This window comes from Larkinella soli, from assembly GCF_003703975.1.
GTDB lineage: Bacteria > Bacteroidota > Bacteroidia > Cytophagales > Spirosomataceae > Larkinella > Larkinella soli.
Map to the genome: position 1 here is coordinate 641,389 of NZ_QTJY01000001.1, position 19,182 is coordinate 660,570.

A 19,182-nucleotide genomic window follows, 5' to 3' on the forward strand; every position below is an offset into this window, starting at 1 on the left:
TAATCAGTGGGCAACGGCCCTGCCTTCCCGAAAAGCGCCGGGCGTCGAACCGGTCCACTTCTTAAAGGAACGGTAGAATACGCTGGGTTCGGAGAAACCGAGGAGATAGGCGATATCGATGGTGCTCAGATACGGGTCGCGCAGATGACGGACGGCCAGTTCCTGACGCACCTCATCCAGGAGCTGGCGGTAGGTTACGCCTTTCTCCTTCAGGTGCAGCTGGAGGGTCCGGACACCCACCGCCAGCCGGTCGGCCACGGTAGCCAGCGTCGGCTCCTCTCCTTTAAGCAGGCCCAGAATCTCCTTTTTGACCCGGAAAATCAGATCGGGCTGCCGAAGCCGGCGAAGCAGTTCCACGGCGTGCTGTTCGAATACCGGAAACAGACTCGGGTTGGCGTTCAGGATCGGTGTTTCCAGCCAGGCCATGTTCAGAATCAGCTGCGTCTCCTGGGCGTCGAAAATCAGGTCCGCGCCGGCAAATACCCGGTTATAAACGGACAGATCGGCCGGGCGGGGGTAGGAAAACCGGATTTCCTCCGGTGTGAACGGGCGGCCGATTAGGGTCCGGATCGTGGGAATATAAAGTGAAAGCTCCGACCCGAGGGTATAGTCGGGATACCGGATTTCGGGGCTGGTAATGGTCAGGGAAAGCACAAACCGGCCTCCCTCCTTCCGACCGGCGGTCCGGACGCCTTCACAGACAATATCCTGATACTGACAAAGTTTGTCGAAAGCATGGCCCAGAGTGGGGCAGTGCATCATGACATAGGCCAGCACCCCGAGCGACAGCGGATTGACCAGTTCGCCGAGCCGCAGCGGCAAAAACCGGTCCCCCGTCATGACGACGGATTCATGCCAGAGGTCCTGAACGGCCCGCAGGGGAATCCGGGCATCGGGGTTGGTGAGCAGGGCGGGATCGACGCCGACGGCCCGGCAAAGCGCGCCCGTATCGGCTCCGCTCTGCCCGATCGCCAGCAGAATGAGATTGAAAGAACCGGCGGAAAGTGTATCGTTCGAGGCCATGCTCACGAAGATACGCAAGCCGATCAAAAGCCGCTTACCGGGCGGAGGTAATTTTGAGGTTGGCGAAGTCACCGCCCGACTCGTTCCCGACCCAGAGTCCGATCCGGCCGGTCCGACGGTCGTTCAGTTTGGTGACGACCAGGCTCGGTGCCGCACTGCCGTCCACAAACACGCTGACCTGCTTTCCTTCCACCACGATCCGGGCGTGGAACCAGCCGTTCGGATCGGGGGCGGGTTCGACGGCTTTTTCAAACTGGTCGGTGCGTTCCTTCCGCAGCCGCTGCCAGTCGAAATCGGGCAGGGACATATACTGCACGGCATGGACCCGTCGAACGGGGTCACTGGCCCGGAAATTGAACGGCCGGAAATAAACGGCGTCGAAGGTGCGGTCGTCGGTGCCGTGAAAAGCGATGCCGACAAAGCTTTTCTGGAGCATGTCTTTCCCCCGGATGTCGACTTCGATGACCCCTTCGCCGAAGGTTTCTTTTTCGATCCAGGCTACGCCGTCCCCCGGTTTTTCGTCGAAACGGACGGCCTCTTTTCCTCCTTCCCGTATTGGGCTCAGGCTGCGGTTCTGCACCTGAAATGCCTGTTTATCAGCCAGTTCTGATAGGTTCAACGTTTTAGACCTGCCGTTCTGCGCGATCAAAACGACAGGGAGGAACAGCCCCAGGAAAGCCAGGGCCGTTCTCACATTCGGAAATCGTTTCATTTCCGGCCTTATTTTACGTTGAAATCGACCTTCGTGTCGGCCCAGAGCATGGAAACCATCCCTTTGGGTGAAACGTCGATGGTGAATTTTTCGGTAAAGTCATTCGATTTTTTGGCCGGAACGGTCACCCGCAGCACGTCCTCATCCTGCTTGTAGCTGAAAGCGCCCCATTTGATGGTCTTGTTCAGGATAACGGTCCAGTTTTTCTCTCCCGGAATCGTAAACAGGGCGTATTTCCCTTTCGGCACCGACTTGCCTTCCAGCTTCACATCGTCGGAAAATTCGATGGTGGTCGTTTCGTTGGCCCCGGTCCGCCAGACCTGGCCGTAGGGAGCCACTTTTCCGGCGGGGTCCCAGACGCTGCGGCCTTTGACGGAGGGCCGGCTGTAGTCGATGGTGACGGTTTTTCCTCCCACCGTAGCTTTAGCCTGGGCGGGCGGACTCGGGCGTTTCGATTTGTCGTCCTGGCCGAAAGCGAGTCCGGCGATCATCAGCATCGTGGTAAGAACCAGTAACTTTTTCATGTCAGTTTGCGGGGTTTTGGTAAATGGATTGAAAACCGCTCCCAATTACGGAAAAATTACCGCTTTCCGGTATAAGGTCAACTGTTCAAATCGGTTCAAGTTGAATCAGGCTGAGAATCAGCGAATCCGGAGACTGCGGAGGTAGTCCGGAGTTTTCATAAGCCGGCTGCCGTACCAGCTGAACAGCTCCCCGTCGACCAGAATCACGCGGGCGTCGGGAATGTGGGCCTGAAGTTCGGCCCGGTGGTATTCCTGAAACGGATAGGGTTCGGAGGACAGAAAGATCAGGTCGGGCCGGACGGCCTGAAGCTCGGCTTCCGAAATCTCGGGATACCGCTCCCGGCTGGAGAAAGCGTTCCGGAAACCGCCGGCCGTCAGCATGGCGTCGATGAACGTCCGACCGGCCGCCACCATCCAGGGTTTCCGCCAGATCAAATAGGCCACCGTCTGCCCGGAAGCCGGTTCCGAAAGCAGGGAATCGAATTTTTGCCGGATGGAATCGGCCAGCACTTCGCCCTCCCCCGCCCTGCCCACCAGCCCCCCAACGGTCCGAATCATCAAGAGCGCATCGCTCAGGGTTGCAATATCGGTGACGTGAACCGGATAGTGCCGTTGCAGTTCCTCGATCTGTTCGCGGGTATTCTCTTCCTTATTGGCCAGAATCAGATCCGGTTTCAGAGCGTGGATGCGGCCGAGATTCAGCGTCTTCGTGCCGCCCACCCGGGTTCTGGATTTTACCTGATCGGCCGGGTGAATGCAGAATTTAGTCACACCCACAATTTCCTGATCCAGCCCGAGATCGAACAGCAGTTCGGTCTGCGAGGGTACGACGGAAACGATGCGCCGAGGCGGCTGAGGCAGAAGGTTCATCCCTGCAAAGTTGGTAAAGAAATCGGGAACCGGCAGCCGGACGGGTTCGATATTCCCGTATCATTACCCAATTGAATTCCCTAAACCCTATAAATGATGAAAACTTCCATGATGGTAAAAGCAATAGCCGGCCTGGCTGTTGCGCTGTGCGCTCATTTCGCGGACGCCCAGCAGAAGAACCTCGGCCCCTTCGAAGGGCAGGCCGATGTGGGGAGGGTAAAGCGCCCCGGTTCAGCAGTGTACAATCCCGAAACCCAGGAATTTACCCTGGTCGGCTCCGGCACCAACATGTGGTTCGGGAAGGATGAATTTCACCTGGTCTGGAAAAAGATGAAGGGAGATTTCATTCTCCAGACCAGCGCCGAATTCGTAGGCAAAGGGGTAGACGCCCATCGAAAAATCGGATGGATCGTGCGGACGAGCCTCGATTCCAATGCCACCCATATCAATGCCGCCGTTCACGGCGACGGCCTGACTTCCCTCCAGTTCCGCCGGAAACCGGGGGCTGAGACGGAAGAGAAAAAATCCACCCTCACCTCGGCCGACGTCATTCAGCTGGCCCGCAAGGGTAACACCTACACCATGTCCGTGGCCCGGAAAGGCGAAGCGTTCGTGACTGAGCAGGTTACCGACCTGGACCTGGGCGGGGAGGTCTATGTGGGCCTGTTCGTGTGTTCGCACAACCCCGACGTTTCCGAAAAGGCGGTTTTCCGGAACGTCCGGATCATCGTTCCGGCCCGCGACAACTTCGTGCCCTACCGCGAATACATCGGCAGCAACCTCGAAATCATGGACGTGGCGACCGGGCACCGCCGGATTCTCTACCGCTCGGCCGAATCGCTCCAGGCACCGAACTGGACCCCGGACAACAAAGCGCTGATCTACAACCACAACGGCCTGCTGTACCGCTTCGATCTGGCGTCCCGAACTCCAAAAGTGATCAATACCGACTTTGCCACCCGCAACAATAACGACCACGTGCTGTCGTTCGACGGAAAAATGCTGGGAATCAGCCACCACAGCAAAGACGACGGCGGGAAGTCCATCGTTTACACGGTGCCGGTCGGGGGCGGGACGCCGAAGAAGATTACACCGGTAGGCCACTCCTATCTGCACGGCTGGTCGCCCGACAGGAAGTACCTGATCTATACCGGAGAGCGGAACGGCGAGTACGACATTTACCGGATTCCCTCAGCCGGCGGCCCCGAAACCCGCCTGACGACCTCTCCCGGCCTCGACGACGGTTCCGAATACAGCCCCGACGGCAAATTCATCTACTTCAACTCGACCCGGAGCGGGACCATGCAGATCTGGCGCATGAAGGCCGACGGCAGCGAGCAGACCCAGATGACCAACGACGAATTCAACAACTGGTTTCCGCACGTGTCGCCCGACGGCAAATGGATCGTGATCCTGTCGTTTCAGAAGGACGTCAACCCCGACGATCACCCCTTTTACAAACCCGTTTACCTGCGGCTGATGCCGGTTTCGGGCGGCACCCCGAAAGTCATCGCCTACGTCTACGGCGGTCAGGGCACGATCAACACGCCCTCCTGGTCGCCCGACAGTAAGAAGGTCGCGCTGGTCAGCAATACCGATATGAGTGGGGAGCAGTTGTGAGGTCGTTCTATCTTCCCCATGCTAACAAAAAGTTGTCCGATCGGACAACTTTTTTTAGTTTTACAGTCATTCATGTCAATCCACCGTGCGAAAAATTCTTTTCTTTAAGGATTACTTCCTTGAGTTTTACCAAAAATAGCGTCCCCAGGTAAAGGAAAAAATAAACTGGACCTTACGACTAATTCAGGAGATACCGATGGTACCGGAGACTTACCTGAAACACATAGAAAATACAGACGGCCTTTTCGAGATCAGGGTTCTGTCGCGATCTGACATCTTTCGAATCTTCTGCTTTTTCGATGAAGGAAACCTGATTATTATCGGGAACGGTTTTCAAAAGAAAAGCCAGAAAACGCCGAAAACCGAAATTGATAAAGCTCTGACAATTAAACGGGAATATGAAGAACAAAAACAAAAGTCTTAAATCACTCGACGAATTAATCAACGAGGAATACGGCCCCCGGGGTTTGGAGAAAAGGGAGAAATTCGAAGAAGGTTATGAAGCCTTCCGACTGGGCGTCCTTATTCATGAAGCCCGGTTAGAAAAGGGATTGACTCAGGAGGAACTGGCCCGACGCTGCGGGACGAACAAGTCGTTTATTTCGAAAATTGAAAATGACGCCAAAGACGTTAAAATCTCTACCCTTCGGCGGATTATCGAAAACGGGCTTGGCGGGCACCTCCATCTTTCCATTAAATTTTAACCTTCACACGATCAGCTTGTAGCCGATGCCCCGGACGTTGACGATCTGAACCTGAGGGTCGTCTTTGAGGTGACGACGAAGCCGGGTAATGAAGACGTCGAGGCTGCGGCCGTTGAAAAAGCTGTCGTCGCCCCAGAGTTCAAGCAGCACCCCGGATCGCTCCAGCACCTGATTGCGCTGCTCGTAAAGCCGCTTCAGCAGTTCCGATTCGCGGTGGGAAAGGGGGGTTTCGGTGCCGTTCAGGAACAGTTTCTGTTTTGGATAGTCGAACGCGTAGCGGCCGATGGTCAGGCGGCCCGGAGCCGTCGGTCGGGTGGGCGCGTGACGGTTCAGCAGGGCTTTGATCCGGACGATCAACTCGTCGATGCTAAACGGCTTTTTCAGGTAATCGTTGCCGCCCAGCTCGAAACCCCGGACCACATCGGCGGTCTGCGAACGGGCCGTCAGGAAGATGATGGGCACGTAGGGATGTTCCTGACGGACACGCTCGGCCAGCGTGAAGCCGTCGAGCCGCGGCATCATTACGTCGGCCACGATCAGGTCCGGGTTCTTCTCCCGGAACACGGCCAACCCCTCCTCTCCATCGGCGGCATACAGCACCTCGAACCCGCGCACTTCCAGACTGTCGCGCACGATCATTCCCAGGGCCGGTTCATCTTCGATCAGTAAAATGGTCGGCATGGTGTTTTGTATCTCAATACCTAAAATCTACCCGTCACCTCTCCCTCGGAATCCACAGTTCAAACCGGCTCCCAACGCCCGGTTCGCTGGTGACCTCGATCCGTCCGCCGTGTTTTTCAACCACCTGCCGGACATACGACAACCCCAGGCCGAAGCCCTTGACGGGGTGAAGGTTTCCGGTCGGGACGCGGAAAAACCGGTCGAAAATCGCTTCCTGGTAATTCTTCGGGATACCGATGCCGTTGTCTTCCACGGCCAGCCGCCAGCCCCGCTCGTCGGAACGGCTGTCGATCCGGATCTCGACCGACTCGCGGGAATATTTGATGGCATTGTCGATCAGGTTGTTGATGGCGTTGCCGATGTGCAACCGGTCCGCTTCGACCGGGGCCTGGGACGGCTCCGCCCGCACTTCGATGGACACCGGTTTGGGGGCTTTCAGGCGGTGAATGCCCACGAGTTCTTGGAGCAGTTCGGCCGGCTGAAGCCGTTCGCGGTGAATCTCCAGCTCCCGGTTTTCCTCAACGGCCATATTCAGCACCTTCTCGACCAGGTCGGACAGCCGCTGAAGTTCGTTTCCGGAAATGGTCAGGTAGGTCCGGGTTTTCTGCGGGTCGTCGAGCGCCCCGAAATGCTGAAGGGCTTCCACGGCCGCCGACACCGTTGCGATGGGGGTTTTCAGCTCGTGAGTCATGTTGTTGATGAAGTCGTTCTTGATCTCCGACAGCTTTTTCTGTTTCAGGATCGTCGACAGCATGTACAGGAAACACCAGGTGGTGAGGGCCAGCAGAACCACGGACCCGCCCAGCGGCCAGCCCATCCGGCGGACGACATAGCCCATCGGTCGGTCAAAAGTGGCCTGAAGAAACTGGTTTTTGACCGGGTTGATCGGCATGGGCGGGGTTTTGATCCTGCCCCCAGCCGAGACCAGGCTGTCCATCTTCATTTCATAGCGCCCGGGTCTGATGAAAACCGTATCGAGCCGGTATTCCTCGCGGATGTCGCGCAGGCGGAGTTCAGCGCGGTAGGTGGAATCGAACCGGCGGAGGTCGAACGGGTGGCGTCCGGCCCAGTCGACGATGAGCATGCGGGTCAGGCGGTGCGCCAGCGTGTCGATCAGCAGGGAGTCTCCGGCTTTCCCGGGCGCTCTGCCGACGGTGTAGTTCATCACCCGGGTTCCCTTTTGGTCTTCCTGCCGAAACCGCACTTCCATCCCGTCCCTGATCCGGCGGTTGATTACCACGCGTTCGCCGATTTCGTCGTCCAGCGGTTCGGTATTTCGGAAAAAGACGCGCCGGGGCGGTTCGCCGGGTTTCAGTTTGGCGCCCATCAGCCGCCGGGCCTCGGCAAACTGCTGCTTCTCGACGGCGGAGATGAAGGCCGTCCGGACGGTCCGACGAAACTGGAGTTCGTGGATCTGATAGGTGGAAATGAGCCAGTAGCCCTGGAAGGCGATCACTCCCAGGATGCAGACCGTCATCAGTACAAATATGGAACGGATCCGGCGTTTCATCTCTTCACAAAACTACCCCATTTCGGCGGCCGGGCAACGCGTGTTAACGTTGTTTAACACTATTTTACGCTGCTTAACACTGAAGAGGAATGTACCCAAAACCCTCACTCATACGGACCATACTTTTCCATCCATTCACATTCCAGAACGGTGGCGCGGGCGGTGCCGGCACGTTTGTGCCGGAAGGTACCCTCCTTACAGCGGTGAACTTCGCAAAACTTTTCACGGGCTTTCCGACGCAGGTTGAACGGGATTCGTTTGTAGGCTTCGCTCAGCCGGATGCTCAGATCGATGTTAGTTTTTTGCACAAGCATCTTTAATTTTACGGGAAGATTGGTAAACTTGTTCAAATTTGTGAGCGAAACAATAACAAATTAAACTTTTTGTCAAGCATACTGAATTATTTTCTTTACATATTGTAAAAATATTTTTAAACATTAGATAACAGCGTGTCGGTTTCAGTCAATGCCAGAAGAATGGAAGGGCGGATGAAAGAGTTAGAACTAACTCAGGGGTTATTTGCTGAAAAACTTGGCGTTAGCCGGCAAACGGTTGCTGCCATCCTTTCAAGGGGCAAACTACCGAAAGACAAATACCTTTCATTGATAGCAGAGATTCTTCAGGTTTCGGAGGAATACCTTCTACAAGACTCGAAGCCGGGTTACCTCTCACCAGAACCAGCCAGCGACACCGGAAAAGGCGACCTGGATGTATATATTCTTCGGCTGGAAACTGAAAACAGAATGCTGCGGGAGGAAAACGAGCGGCTGCGGGAATTGATCAGAAAGATTAAGCAGAAGCCCGAATAACTCGAAAAATAGTTACGTTTGTCTTCATTTGTCGGCTCAGCCTGCCGCTGGGACGGGTCAGCTTCGGTTAGGAGTCAACCTTCTGAATATCAATCCATAAAAGACCCCAATCTTCGTATTATGGAACGCCGAGCCTTTCTCCGGTTTCCCCTGAGTGCCTCCATCCTGGCTTTCTTCGGCCGGCCTCCGCTGGCCCCGGTGAAAGGTTTCAAGGTAGAGGCCGGAAAAGACCGATTCAGCAACAGCCTCTCCTACATCGGCGCCCGCTTCGACCTGAAGGTTTCGGGCAAGGATACCAATGGGGCCATTTCCGTCTACGAAACCACCCGATACGAGAAGAGAGGGCCGGTTCTGCACATTCACCCTGATCTCGACGAATGGTTTTATGTCCTCGACGGCGAGTTCAAGTTCCGGCTGGGAGACGAAATTCTTTACCTGAAGACCGGGGATTCGCTGTTTGGTCCGCGGGGCATACCGCATGCCTTCGTCAAAATCAGCGAAGGGCCGGCGCGGCTGCTGCTCCACCACCAGCCCGCCGGGCGGATGGAAGAACAGTTCTTTGAAGGAAGTCAGATGAAGAACCCGACCATCGCCGAACGGGAAGCCAGCATGCGGAAATACAACATCATACCGGTCGGGCCGCCCCTCAGTCCGGACTGATTTAAAGTATGAGAAATATCAAAGCGATCGAAGTGTTGTATATTCCGTTGGACTACTAAAAATATAGGTGATTTCATTCCAGACATTTCCTCCATGAATGGTTAAACCTGCTTTCCGCTTTTCGACTTTACCGTTAAAATCTTTTATGTCAAAATAGCGGTCCGGCTGATGAACGGGTCGTAAGTACAACTGCTTTCCAACTGCCTTGGATAAACAATCCAATAGTTCTTCAGAGGGACTGGCCGGTATCTTATTGCCGTTGGAATCCCCTTTATAAATTAAAACAAGGTTTCCATTTACATCGGCAAATTGTGTTGGCGGAGCCTCTTTATACCGGTCATCAATTAAGGCACTTAAGTGTATTCTACGACGGCCGGTTGTATCGACAAAGTCAATCATTTCTACGGCCCCAATATTTTCTTTAAAAAAATTTTCCCTTACACATTCGCCGGCATAATCGATAATGATTTTTCTTATCACAAGATCGGTAATTTCTACCTCGGCACAAGGTTTATTTTGTCCAAAACCCTTGAACGAAAACAAAAACATAAAGAAAATCAGAGCCTTTTTCATAGGGTTGAAGCAGTTAAAATAAGATGCTTCCCAAAAATTTAAAATGCACTAGACAAAAATTAATAGAGAAGCATCTCATTCTTGTTTAAAGGATTAATTAAGGCATGGCATTCGCTCATTGCTTACAACTCCATTCGGCGTAAACGTGAGTAAACGATTACCGGTAACTATTTGATGTCGAATTCCTGGATAACTCGCAGCGGCCTTTTTATCTTTTGGACTTGGATTTAAATGGTCATATCCGGGTTCAATGGGATGAGTGTGCACCAAAGCGGCCAACTCCCAGGTCTGACTGGTTCTTTGACTCCAATCATAATAAGTCACCTCATATTTGCTTGTCATCACATTCAAATCGACACGAAAAATAATTTGTCCACTTATATCACGCACTTCACCTGGCCAATAACAATCATGCACTTCATTTAAAGCGTATGGTAAAATAAAAACTTTCCCGTCTGTGGTAACGTAAGCACTCATCTCCCTCTGAACCATTTTCTGGTGCGCTTGCATGATTAAATACCCTCCACATGGGTTATTGCTGAATCCCATTCTCGTTTCGCTGGGAGGGCCATAGGGAAGAATCGGCTGCATCACATTTTTGGGATCGAAGATGATCCATGCCCCTGCTGATCCGGATGGCACATCGTAGGTAATACCGGTAAAAGCCGGGTCAAGTGCATATTCAGACATTACACAATTGTAGCCGGTCTGGCAATTTGTCCCGTGGACAATAAATCCCATTACATCAATCGTCCAATTTTGGCATAATGTATTGATTCCACAAATCACCCCTCTTTTTCTGGTTTGAGGATTGGAAACCGGAGTAGCTTTTTCTAAACCGCCACCGGTATCTACTTCACCTACAACGCCCGTAATTATATTATTCTTTAGGGTCAACCCAATTAAAAACTGATTTTCCCAGTTCCTGAACAGAATGACACCGGTATAATTCCTAAAATCCGTTGGCTTTTTAGCCCATTCCTTCAAGTCCTGAATGTACTCAACGACCTTAGAAACCATTTTTCCGTTTTTGTCCCGGTAGATCCATAAATGCTTAAAACCAGAATAAACACCTTCTTTTTTGTGAACTATAGGGACCACGACCATTTGGGCCTTTGTTGCGTCATTCCTATTCCTGTATTCATAAGCGTCTTTCCAAAAAAGCGTCCGGTGTAAATCTCCGGAATCCCCTAAATTTCCAGTATAGGTTCGCTCAAACCAGGATCTGGCAGTTGCCAGGTCAACGTCCAGGGAATGAGAATGATGTGTGACTTCAAAGTTGCATGTACAAGAAAATATTAGAATACAAATGAAAATACCGGAGATTGTAGGCCGAAACATGGTCAGATATGAAGCTTTCATAGAAGTAAGGAAAAAGTTTTATAACTAATTCGAAGATTTAAAACTTTTAGACCACAAAAGTCATCCTTATCCGAATACGGAAGGCATTCAGATAAAAAACCGGGCAGCCATGAAATAACCTGATATCAGGAAGGGATAGTTAAAGTTTAGTAAATAATGTGTAAGATCAAAATTCAGCCATTCATTAAGAACTTATACTTAATTTTTCCATAATTTAATACGTACTTACTATAAATCACATCCCTCATTCCCAATACAATACGAAAATCCGATGATAATTTTCACCAAAGTAACATAGCTTACAACGGCATTTGTATTCGGATGATTTTAAGAATAACTGACCTTTCCTTTATATAATGAAACGATTTTAGCACCTTTTTTTAGGAAAAAGTTAAAAACCCCCTGCAATCCAATAATTCATATTTCGTTCAAGTTTTTATTTTAAAATAAACGGTAACTTAACTTTACGGCACGGAGTCACCCGTCTTGTCTCCCTCTGCGTTTCGCTTCCGCAACCGTCGTCCGATTACCACACAGACCCGACCATCCGAAAATTGCACCAGCATACTGCCGTTGCGGCCCCGGATCGTTTTACCGTCGGTTCGTCGGACGGCCCGACAGGCAGCCCCCTTCAACTTTGGGTCCGTCATCCGGTCGCCGAGGTAGATATATTCTGCGTTTTGCATTAAATGATCAGTCTTTCAGGTATTTCAGATAATTTAGAGTCCAGGATTCCCGGAAGGCCCGGAAATCCGGGCTTCATTTTCAAACAGAAACCACCGTCGATGAACACCGCTTTCCGCTTCGCCTTCCTGGCCGTCTTGCTGATTTTTCAGGGTTGTAAAAAAGACCATCCCGTGACGGCCCGACTTGTCCTGCAGCCGGGACCGGAAGCCGGGCAGGACGCCATTCTCAGCCGGGTCGTTCCCGACCGGAACCAGAGCCTCCACCCCGACCTTCCGCTGTCGGCCATTTTCGTAGAAGGGGAACTGAACATCAACCGGGTAGCCATTCTGTTCGATCTGAGTTCCATATCGGCGAAAGCCAACGTCAAAAAAGCACTGCTAACTCTTTATTTTAACCCTAAGTCGGTTTACCTTGCCAGCAATGGGGCAACGGGGCACTACCCTGAAAACGCTTTTCAGATTCAGCGTATCACCGCGCCCTGGAAGGAAACCATCATTACCTGGAACAACCAGCCCGCCACTTCCTCCGAACTCCAGGTGCTGGTGCCGGCTGCTACCTCCCCTACCCAAAACTACACCGTCGACGTGACGGACCTGGTCAGGGAGATGGTCCGCAACCCGGCCGCCAATTACGGCTTCCTGCTGAAACACCAGAACGAAACGCCCTACCGCATCACGTTCCTGGCCTCCAGCGACCACCCCGACGCAGAACTGCGCCCGAAACTGGAAGTTGAATACGAAAACTAAAGCGCAGACAAGCCCCCCTTTTTAGAGATTGTTTGGGAGATTCCTTACGATCAAAATATCTGATTTCACTCTGAAAAACCAGAAGAAATTCGTATTTATGAAGCCATTACCGTATGAGGGAACCGGTGACCTCTATACGAGAATAGTAAAAAAACAGTCCTTCCCCAGCGGAGAAGGACTGTAACAATTACTTGTTATTTGTTTAAAAATTTCCCAAAATTCCAATTATTTCTTTCTTTAATCAAGAGAAAGAAAGCAAAAGCATTAAAACCAGCTAAACGGCTGGTTTTTTATTAGCTTATGGCCTGATTCTTCCCCATTGATTCTTTTAAGCCTTTCCTCGCAAAAAAGGTATACTTAAGTACCCGCAGAAACTTTTTCATCTTTTCCGTTGATTCGGCTTTTCGATCCATTTACTCGGAATCTCATCCTTCCTTTACCGGGATTGGTTTTTCTTTCGTTCCACTTCTGAAGTGGTATGAATAATCAATCTCCGTATTTGGTAAAGCCGAGCCTCCTGGGTTTCGGCTTTATTTTTTGCCGGAGCCTCATCAGTGACCTGATATCGGAATCCGGCCTCCTAACGGGCGAAAGTTGGAAAAGCCCTGTCCGGGGAAGAATATACGGCACTCCGGAAAAAAATAGGCCGATATATGAAGGAATGAGATTGTGAAGCGAATCGATTTTTATTTTCTTAGCACCTCTGTCCTAAAACCGAAAAAAATGCTGTCCTGGCGAAAGCCCACCCCTACCCTGGTCGGAGACGATCCCGAGGTGAAATCTGAGCCGGTCACCAATGCGGCCAAATCGGGGAAACGCGCGAAATCCGGAAAGAAAAAGGCCCGCCGACCCGGAAAACCGTATCGAATGAATCTCCCCAAAGCGCTGCTCTGGCTGCTTATTCTTCTCATTGGTTTATTGACCGCCTTCTTCTGGTACCGTCTGGCGCTTTGGATCTTTGCCAAACCCGATCACGACTCGGTGGGCTGGTTCACGGTGCTGTGCCTCCCCGCCGTCTATGTAGGCCGGCTGCTGGGCAGAATTACCCTTGCGATTCAGGCGTTGAAATCCTTTTTAAATCGCGTCCCTTCCCTGATTTCGGTGGTTAAACGGTCGCCGGAAACGACCGGGGACCGTCGATTTAACACTACTTAACACTAAATAACAGTCCTTTACAAGCCGGGTCGCCAACTTTGGGGCATCGATCAATCAACCCGTTTCGACGATGCAAACCAACCGATTCCTGGCCGGAACCCTCCTGGCCCTGACCCTGGCCGCCACAACCGCCGACGCCCAGACCACATCCCGGACTGTCAAGTCCGGAACTATCCAGTATGAGGTCAGCCGGCGCATCGATCCGTCCCAGATGCGGATCGTCATCAACGGCGCCGAAGTGAAACCCGGCAGCGCCGACTTCCCGGCCGACATCCCCGACACCCGGACCTTCTCCCAGAAACTGACCTTCGCCGGCAACTACGCCCGGGAAGAACACGACGAAGCCGTAGGCATGATCCGCCGGATCGACGGCAACGGCCCCGGCCAGGCCGTCCGGATCGAACCGCCCGTCCGGGAATGGACCTATTTCGATCTGGCCAACCGGAAACTGATTCAGGTGCTTCAGGTCAAAAAAGACTCCGTCCAAACGGAAAGTTTCCGCGCCGAATCGCCCTTCAACCAGGTGGCCGGCTGGAAAGATATCGACAAGACCAAAAAAATTGCGGGTCTCAGCTGCCGGAAAGCCACCGTCCCGTTCAAAAACGAAACCTATACGGTCTGGTACACGACCGAACTCCCCTTCACCTACTCGCCCGTCAACGGTCTGATGCCGGAAAAAGGCGTCGTGCTGGAAATTGAAGGCTCACAGGAAGCCTACAAAGCCGTTAAAATCGACACCAGTCCGGTCGCTGAAGCCGACTTGAAACCCGGCATCCAGGCCAAAACCATCACGCCCGACGAGCTGCAGGAGCAACGCCGGAAAGCCATGGCCGGCTTTCGGCAAAGGACGATGCGGAGACTTGACTAATTGTTGAATTGTTGAATGATAGAATTGTTGAATTTGCTCCGCAACGTTTGACGACAGATACTGATGAACATCCTTAAAAAATTTCGGAGGCTCCGGGCCGGCAGCGCAGCCCATTCTATCCTTCAGCAATTCATTTATTCAACAATTCTCATGCTTCCCCACCTCGCCTTCCCCCAGTCCCTCCTGCGCGGGGTGGTGCTGGATTCGGTGTCGCAAAAGCCGCTGATGGAAGCGACGGTTTCGCTGCTCTCGGCACGCGACTCCGCTCTGGTAGAGTATATCATTACCGACGGCGAGGGCGGCTATTTCTTTAAGAATGTGGCCGAAGGGCGGTATCGGGTGCTGGTTACCTACGTCGGTTACCGAAACGGGGCGCTGGCCCTCACGATCCCGAAAGGCAAACAGACCGTGGTCGCCGACACCATCCGGATGAACCCCCGTTCCATCGACCTGAACGAGGTGATCGTGAAGCAGGAAGCTCCGCCGATCACGGTAAAACAGGATACCGTCGAGTTCAATGCCGGCTCGTTCAAAACCCGGCCCAACGCCCAGGTGGAGGAAATGCTGAAGAAACTACCGGGCGTGGAGGTCGACCGCGACGGCACCATCAAGGCGCAGGGCCAGGAAGTCAAAAAGGTGCTGGTAGACGGAAAACCGTTTTTCGGAGACGACCCTAAAATGGCCACCCGCAACCTCCCCGCCGATATCATCGACAAAATTCAGCTCTACGACCAGCAGAACGACCAGTCGCAGTTTTCGGGAATCGACGACGGGAACCGGGAGAAAACCATCAACCTGACGACTAAAAAAGACAAACGCAAAGGTACCTTCGGGCAGCAGTCCATCGGCATCGGGTCAAACGAAAACGACAGGAATCAGCCCCGGTATGCAGCCCGGGTCAACCTGAACCGTTTCAACGGCAACCGCCAGTTTTCGCTCATCACCCAGGCCAACAACATCAACCAGCAGGGTTTTACCAATCAGAGCCTGTTTGGCGGAGGAGCCGGGCTGGGGGCCGGTTTCGGAGGGGGCGGGCAAGTGGTCATCGACGGGGGCCGGGGTTCAAGCCGAGGGGGCGGTAATTCAGGCGGTAACAACAACGCCATCACCCGCACACTGGCCGGGGGGCTGAACTACCACGACGAAATCGGCAAAAAAGTAGACCTGACGGCCAGCTACTTCCTGAACAATCTCAACACCCTGACCGAACAGCAAAGCCGGCGGCAATACGCCCTGCCCGATACCTCCTACCTAACCGATCAGGACAGCCGTTCGCGGAACGAAACCATGAGCCATCGGTTCAATATGCGGCTCAACTACCAGCTCGATTCGCTCACCACGCTTCGAATTGTTCCGTCGTTTACGGTCCAGAACTCGGCTTACAACAGCACCAACTTCTCCCAAACCTTTGCCGACGACCGGAGCCTGCTGAACACCAGCCGGACGGCCTACCGCTCGAACGGGGACGGCATTTCCGGAAATAACAACCTCTTGCTGATGAGGAAGTTCCGACGAAAAGGAAGAACGCTTTCGCTGAACTGGAACACGGCCGTCAATAACCAGGACACGGAGGGTTTCATCGAGTCGGCCAATGAATTTTTCGGATCGGCGGGCGGGTCGCGCAGCCAGAATTTTCGCCAGCGAAGCGAGCAGGAAAGCCGGTCGGTGACCCATACCGTCAATCTGGCCTATACCGAGCCGCTTTCACTGACCAAATCGCTGGAGTTCCATTATAATATCCAGGCCAACCGGAACCGCTCTAACCGCACAGTTGCCGATTTTAACGAACAGACGGGCCAGTTCGACCGGTTTAACCCCGCGCTGAGCAATGAGTTCCTGAACAACTTCTCGACGAACCGGGCCGGGTCCACCTTTCAGAACAAACGGCTCAAATTTACCTACGCCCTCGGGCTGGACCTTCAGGTGGCGAACCTTCGCAGCGATAACCGCTCCCGCGACAGCGTCCTGAACCGGCAGTTTACAAACCTGCTGCCCAATGCCCTGTTCACCTACACCTTCGCCCGGAATCGTTCGCTTCGGATCAATTACCGGAGCCGGATCAACGCGCCCTCGGTGTCGCAGCTCCAGCCGGTGCCCGACAATACCAATCCGCTGAACATCCGCATCGGAAACCCGAACCTGAAGCCGGAATATATCCATGCGGTTTCGCTGATGTACAATACCTTTCAGCAGACCACCTTCCGCAGCTTCTTCGCGGCCCTGAATGCCTCCCGCACGGACAACAGGATCGTGAGCGCCACGACCTTCGACAACCGGGGCGCCCAAACCACCCGGCCGGTCAACACCGACGGCAATTACAGCCTCAACGGGTTTATGGGCATCGGCCGGCGGATTCGACCCCTCAAGGCGAACCTGAACTTCAACACAAATGTCGCCTACAACCGGAACAACAGCTTCGTCAACCGCCAGTTGAACCGGTCCGACAACTGGACGGTCGGGCAGGGCGTCGGTCTGAGTTCGAACTTCAACGAAAAACTGGAGTTCAGCGTGGGCGGAAACGTCAACTACCAGACGGCCCGGTATTCCCTCCAGAGCAGCCAGAATACCGAATTTTTCAACAAATCACTGACGGCAGACGTCTATTACCAGCTTCCGTTTCGATTCTTCGTCACCTCGGATATGGTATGGAATAATTACTCGGGAAAGTCGGCCGGGGCGGTGCAGAATTTCGCGCTCTGGAACGCGGCGATCGCGCGGCAGCTGTTCAAAAACCGGCAGGGCGAACTTCGGCTTCAGGTCTACGACCTGCTGAACCAGAACCGGAGCATCAACCGAAATGTGACGGAAATTTATACGGAGGAAATCAGAAGCCGGGTCCTGAACCGGTATTTCATGATCAGTTTTACGTATAATCTGAGAAGGTTCGGCAGCCCGGCGGGCCGCAGAAACGGAGCGCCGGAAGATCGCGACCGCTTTTTCGACCAGCCGGGACTACCCCGGCCCCGGATCGGAGGTTAGGAGAGTCGAAGAACGCGTCTGACCGCGGCCAGCGCCTTTGAAAAAGCGGCCGGGTCGGCGGTTTTCACCTCCGGCTTCAGGTCGGTTTCCAGCCCGGTTTTCCGCAGTTCGGGAAGGCCGGTGTAGGCCCACATCACGAGGGTGGTGTGGGCCTTTTTTGCCAGCAGGGTATCGTCGCTCTGGAGCAAATCCCACAGGAACGCAGCGGCTTCGGGGCTGCCTTTCATTTCGATCAGGGCTAAAAATACCTCGTCGAGGCAGGTTTCCCGATGTTCTTTCAGGATTCCGACCAGTTTCGAAAAGGCCGCCGGATAGCCGGTCATCCGCCACAACTGACTGACCAGTACGGTTTTCCGCCGGGAAGAAGCCGTTTCCAGCAGGGACTCCACCTGGGGAATCAGCCCTTCGGCCTGGTGGTATTCGAGATTTTCGATGATCTGTTTCAGAATGGAGGGGCTGTCCTCCACGGAAAGCCGGTCCCGGTACTGGTCGAGGAGTTCGGCTTTCCATTGGGCTTCCTCGGCGGGGGTGGCGTTGTAGACGTCGCCGAAACCATCCTTATAAATGTAGAAGGTTTTGCCGCCGTTCATCATGTACAACTCCTTCGAAGTCACGGCGACCGGTTATTTGAGGTATCGAAAATCTTCGTTGCCTTTGAGTGCCAGCAGAGTTTCGTACATCAGCCGGATCACCGCCGTCACGTCGTCCTTGTGAACCGTTTCGACGGTAGTGTGCATGTATTTCAGCGGCAGGGAAATCAGCGCCGAAGCGATGCCCTCGGTGGCATAGGCGAACGAGTCCGTATCGGTTCCGGTCGACCGGCTCACGGCCTGTCGCTGGAACGGTATTTCCTTTTCCTGCGCCACCCGGATGATGAAATCCCGCACGTTGTTCTGGACCGCCGGGCCGTAACAGATCACCGGGCCGCCCCCGGCTTTCAGATCGCCCTGCTCCTTTTTATCATATTTGGGGGATTGGGTGTCATGGGTAACATCGGTAATGATCGCCAGATCAGGCCGTAAGCGCCGGGCAATCATCTCCGCCCCCCGCAGGCCGATCTCCTCCTGCACCGAATTGACGACATACAGGGTGAACGGAAGCCGAACGTTGTTTTCCTTCAGTTGCCGGGCCACCTCTGCGATCATGTAACCGCCCATCCGGTTGTCGAGCGCCCGGCCGACGAAATACCGGTTGTTGAGTTCGAACAGGCCGTCGGAGAAGGTGCAGACCGTTCCGACGTGAATGCCCTTCTCCTCCACCTCCTGGCGGCTGGCGGCTCCTACGTCGATGAACAGTTCATTTACTTTCGGAACGGTGTCCTTCGCCAGATCGCGGACGTGGATGGCCGGCCATCCGAACACGCCCTGCACCGGACCGTTCGGAGTGTGCAGATTGACCCGCATCGAAGGGGCAATCAGCGCATCCGAGCCGCCGTTGCGCCGGACATAAATGTAACCGTCGTCGGAGATATAATTGACGAACCAGGAGATTTCGTCGGAATGGGCTTCGATTACCACCTTATAGTTCTGCCCCGGATTGATCACCCCCACGACGGTGCCGTAGGTGTCGACGATGTATTCATCGGTGAAGGGCCTGAGGTAATCGAGCCAGATCTGCTGCCCCGACGACTCGAAACCGGTCGGGGAGGCATTGTTGAGGTACTCGTAGAGGAATTTCTTACTTTGGTCGGTCATTCTGT

21 protein-coding genes are annotated in these 19,182 nt (G+C 53.7%); 9 read left to right on the plus strand and 12 right to left on the minus strand.

Annotated elements, in window-relative coordinates:
• Positions 1 to 3 precede the first annotated feature (3 nt).
• The 4 genes from DX909_RS04675 to DX909_RS04690 all read right to left on the minus strand — a co-directional run bounded on the left by DX909_RS04675 (position 4) and on the right by DX909_RS04690 (position 3,129).
• On the minus strand, positions 4 to 1,023 hold the full coding sequence (locus tag DX909_RS04675) for an AraC family transcriptional regulator (RefSeq protein ID WP_128543945.1): 1,020 nt from the start codon (positions 1,021 to 1,023) through the stop codon (positions 4 to 6).
• 34 nt (positions 1,024 to 1,057) lie between these two features.
• On the minus strand, positions 1,058 to 1,642 hold the full coding sequence (locus tag DX909_RS04680; protein WP_164851192.1) for a 3-keto-alpha-glucoside-1,2-lyase-like domain-containing protein: 585 nt from the start codon (positions 1,640 to 1,642) through the stop codon (positions 1,058 to 1,060).
• 101 nt (positions 1,643 to 1,743) lie between these two features.
• Positions 1,744 to 2,259 carry a DUF2911 domain-containing protein gene (locus DX909_RS04685; RefSeq protein WP_128543947.1) on the minus strand — a complete coding sequence of 172 codons (516 nt, stop codon included), beginning with the start codon at positions 2,257 to 2,259 and terminating at the stop codon, positions 1,744 to 1,746.
• Between the two features lie 117 nt (positions 2,260 to 2,376).
• A complete protein-coding gene (locus DX909_RS04690) occupies positions 2,377 to 3,129 on the minus strand; it encodes a helical backbone metal receptor (RefSeq protein WP_128543948.1) in 753 nt (250 codons plus the stop codon).
• Positions 3,130 to 3,225: 96 nt separating this feature from the next.
• Between DX909_RS04690 and DX909_RS04695 the strand changes: the two genes are divergently transcribed.
• The 3 genes from DX909_RS04695 (at position 3,226) to DX909_RS04705 (ending at position 5,453) form a co-directional block, all read left to right on the plus strand.
• Entirely contained in the window at positions 3,226 to 4,749 is a 1,524-nt protein-coding gene (locus DX909_RS04695; protein WP_310589826.1) for a TolB family protein, read from the plus strand.
• A gap of 196 nt (positions 4,750 to 4,945) precedes the next feature.
• Complete coding sequence (locus DX909_RS04700; RefSeq protein ID WP_229310954.1) at positions 4,946 to 5,173, plus strand: type II toxin-antitoxin system RelE/ParE family toxin; 228 nt, start codon at positions 4,946 to 4,948, stop codon at positions 5,171 to 5,173.
• Positions 5,148 to 5,453, plus strand: coding sequence for a helix-turn-helix domain-containing protein (locus DX909_RS04705; RefSeq protein WP_128543950.1), 306 nt, complete (start codon positions 5,148 to 5,150; stop codon positions 5,451 to 5,453). The genes DX909_RS04700 and DX909_RS04705 overlap by 26 nt, the downstream gene beginning before the upstream one ends.
• Before the next feature lie 3 nt (positions 5,454 to 5,456).
• On the opposite strand, the gene DX909_RS04710 is transcribed toward DX909_RS04705, so the two are convergent.
• The 3 genes from DX909_RS04710 to DX909_RS04720 form a co-directional block, all read right to left on the minus strand.
• Positions 5,457 to 6,134, minus strand: a complete 678-nt coding sequence (locus DX909_RS04710) for a response regulator transcription factor (RefSeq protein WP_128543951.1) — start codon at positions 6,132 to 6,134, stop codon at positions 5,457 to 5,459.
• Positions 6,135 to 6,168: 34 nt separating this feature from the next.
• Complete coding sequence (locus DX909_RS04715) at positions 6,169 to 7,644, minus strand: sensor histidine kinase (protein WP_128543952.1); 1,476 nt, start codon at positions 7,642 to 7,644, stop codon at positions 6,169 to 6,171.
• 104 nt (positions 7,645 to 7,748) lie between these two features.
• Entirely contained in the window at positions 7,749 to 7,952 is a 204-nt protein-coding gene (locus DX909_RS04720) for a hypothetical protein (protein WP_128543953.1), read from the minus strand.
• A gap of 180 nt (positions 7,953 to 8,132) precedes the next feature.
• Here DX909_RS04720 and DX909_RS04725 point away from each other — a divergent pair, with 180 nt between their 5' ends.
• Positions 8,133 to 8,453, plus strand: a complete 321-nt coding sequence (locus DX909_RS04725; RefSeq protein WP_164851193.1) for a helix-turn-helix transcriptional regulator — start codon at positions 8,133 to 8,135, stop codon at positions 8,451 to 8,453.
• 120 nt (positions 8,454 to 8,573) lie between these two features.
• Positions 8,574 to 9,113: a cupin domain-containing protein gene (locus DX909_RS04730; RefSeq protein ID WP_128543955.1), complete on the plus strand. Its 540-nt coding sequence runs from the start codon at positions 8,574 to 8,576 to the stop codon at positions 9,111 to 9,113.
• Positions 9,114 to 9,131: 18 nt separating this feature from the next.
• On the opposite strand, the gene DX909_RS04735 is transcribed toward DX909_RS04730, so the two are convergent.
• The 3 genes from DX909_RS04735 to DX909_RS04745 form a co-directional block, all read right to left on the minus strand.
• Positions 9,132 to 9,686, minus strand: coding sequence for a hypothetical protein (locus tag DX909_RS04735; RefSeq protein WP_128543956.1), 555 nt, complete (start codon positions 9,684 to 9,686; stop codon positions 9,132 to 9,134).
• Positions 9,687 to 9,779: 93 nt separating this feature from the next.
• Complete coding sequence (locus tag DX909_RS04740; RefSeq protein ID WP_128543957.1) at positions 9,780 to 11,048, minus strand: hypothetical protein; 1,269 nt, start codon at positions 11,046 to 11,048, stop codon at positions 9,780 to 9,782.
• Between the two features lie 464 nt (positions 11,049 to 11,512).
• The gene (locus DX909_RS04745; RefSeq protein WP_128543958.1) at positions 11,513 to 11,734 is read right to left on the minus strand and encodes a hypothetical protein; all 222 of its coding nucleotides are present in this window, start codon (positions 11,732 to 11,734) and stop codon (positions 11,513 to 11,515) included.
• Between the two features lie 99 nt (positions 11,735 to 11,833).
• Between DX909_RS04745 and DX909_RS04750 the strand changes: the two genes are divergently transcribed.
• From DX909_RS04750 to DX909_RS04765, 4 genes are all read left to right on the plus strand, one after another.
• Positions 11,834 to 12,481 (plus strand): DNRLRE domain-containing protein, encoded by a 648-nt coding sequence (locus DX909_RS04750; RefSeq protein ID WP_164851194.1) that lies wholly within the window; start codon positions 11,834 to 11,836, stop codon positions 12,479 to 12,481.
• Between the two features lie 723 nt (positions 12,482 to 13,204).
• Positions 13,205 to 13,636, plus strand: coding sequence for a hypothetical protein (locus tag DX909_RS04755; protein WP_128543960.1), 432 nt, complete (start codon positions 13,205 to 13,207; stop codon positions 13,634 to 13,636).
• A 70-nt stretch (positions 13,637 to 13,706) separates the two neighbouring features.
• Positions 13,707 to 14,504 (plus strand): GLPGLI family protein, encoded by a 798-nt coding sequence (locus tag DX909_RS04760; RefSeq protein ID WP_128543961.1) that lies wholly within the window; start codon positions 13,707 to 13,709, stop codon positions 14,502 to 14,504.
• Positions 14,505 to 14,654: 150 nt separating this feature from the next.
• Entirely contained in the window at positions 14,655 to 17,483 is a 2,829-nt protein-coding gene (locus DX909_RS04765; RefSeq protein WP_128543962.1) for an outer membrane beta-barrel family protein, read from the plus strand.
• On the opposite strand, the gene DX909_RS04770 is transcribed toward DX909_RS04765, so the two are convergent.
• Entirely contained in the window at positions 17,480 to 18,097 is a 618-nt protein-coding gene (locus DX909_RS04770) for a hypothetical protein (RefSeq protein WP_128543963.1), read from the minus strand. The two genes, DX909_RS04765 and DX909_RS04770, sit on opposite strands and share 4 nt — an antisense overlap.
• Positions 18,098 to 18,106: 9 nt before the next feature.
• Positions 18,107 to 19,177, minus strand: a complete 1,071-nt coding sequence (locus DX909_RS04775; protein ID WP_128543964.1) for a M42 family metallopeptidase — start codon at positions 19,175 to 19,177, stop codon at positions 18,107 to 18,109.
• Between the last annotated feature and the right edge of the window lie 5 nt (positions 19,178 to 19,182).

What these genes read in the sequence shown, in the direction of transcription:
- DX909_RS04710 (WP_128543951.1), bottom strand. Translation starts at nt 6,134, where the DNA reads ATGCCGACCATTTTACTGATCGAAGATGAACCGGCCCTGGGAATGATC.
- DX909_RS04775 (WP_128543964.1), bottom strand. Translation starts at nt 19,177, where the DNA reads ATGACCGACCAAAGTAAGAAATTCCTCTACGAGTACCTCAACAATGCC.
- DX909_RS04695 (WP_310589826.1), top strand. Translation starts at nt 3,226, where the DNA reads ATGAAAACTTCCATGATGGTAAAAGCAATAGCCGGCCTGGCTGTTGCG.
- DX909_RS04705 (WP_128543950.1), top strand. Translation starts at nt 5,148, where the DNA reads ATGAAGAACAAAAACAAAAGTCTTAAATCACTCGACGAATTAATCAAC.
- DX909_RS04740 (WP_128543957.1), bottom strand. Translation starts at nt 11,048, where the DNA reads ATGAAAGCTTCATATCTGACCATGTTTCGGCCTACAATCTCCGGTATT.
- DX909_RS04745 (WP_128543958.1), bottom strand. Translation starts at nt 11,734, where the DNA reads ATGCAAAACGCAGAATATATCTACCTCGGCGACCGGATGACGGACCCA.
- DX909_RS04750 (WP_164851194.1), top strand. Translation starts at nt 11,834, where the DNA reads ATGAACACCGCTTTCCGCTTCGCCTTCCTGGCCGTCTTGCTGATTTTT.
- DX909_RS04675 (WP_128543945.1), bottom strand. Translation starts at nt 1,023, where the DNA reads ATGGCCTCGAACGATACACTTTCCGCCGGTTCTTTCAATCTCATTCTG.
- DX909_RS04700 (WP_229310954.1), top strand. Translation starts at nt 4,946, where the DNA reads ATGGTACCGGAGACTTACCTGAAACACATAGAAAATACAGACGGCCTT.
- DX909_RS04725 (WP_164851193.1), top strand. Translation starts at nt 8,133, where the DNA reads ATGAAAGAGTTAGAACTAACTCAGGGGTTATTTGCTGAAAAACTTGGC.
- DX909_RS04760 (WP_128543961.1), top strand. Translation starts at nt 13,707, where the DNA reads ATGCAAACCAACCGATTCCTGGCCGGAACCCTCCTGGCCCTGACCCTG.
- DX909_RS04735 (WP_128543956.1), bottom strand. Translation starts at nt 9,686, where the DNA reads ATGAAAAAGGCTCTGATTTTCTTTATGTTTTTGTTTTCGTTCAAGGGT.
- DX909_RS04685 (WP_128543947.1), bottom strand. Translation starts at nt 2,259, where the DNA reads ATGAAAAAGTTACTGGTTCTTACCACGATGCTGATGATCGCCGGACTC.
- DX909_RS04715 (WP_128543952.1), bottom strand. Translation starts at nt 7,644, where the DNA reads ATGAAACGCCGGATCCGTTCCATATTTGTACTGATGACGGTCTGCATC.
- DX909_RS04690 (WP_128543948.1), bottom strand. Translation starts at nt 3,129, where the DNA reads ATGAACCTTCTGCCTCAGCCGCCTCGGCGCATCGTTTCCGTCGTACCC.
- DX909_RS04730 (WP_128543955.1), top strand. Translation starts at nt 8,574, where the DNA reads ATGGAACGCCGAGCCTTTCTCCGGTTTCCCCTGAGTGCCTCCATCCTG.
- DX909_RS04765 (WP_128543962.1), top strand. Translation starts at nt 14,655, where the DNA reads ATGCTTCCCCACCTCGCCTTCCCCCAGTCCCTCCTGCGCGGGGTGGTG.
- DX909_RS04755 (WP_128543960.1), top strand. Translation starts at nt 13,205, where the DNA reads ATGCTGTCCTGGCGAAAGCCCACCCCTACCCTGGTCGGAGACGATCCC.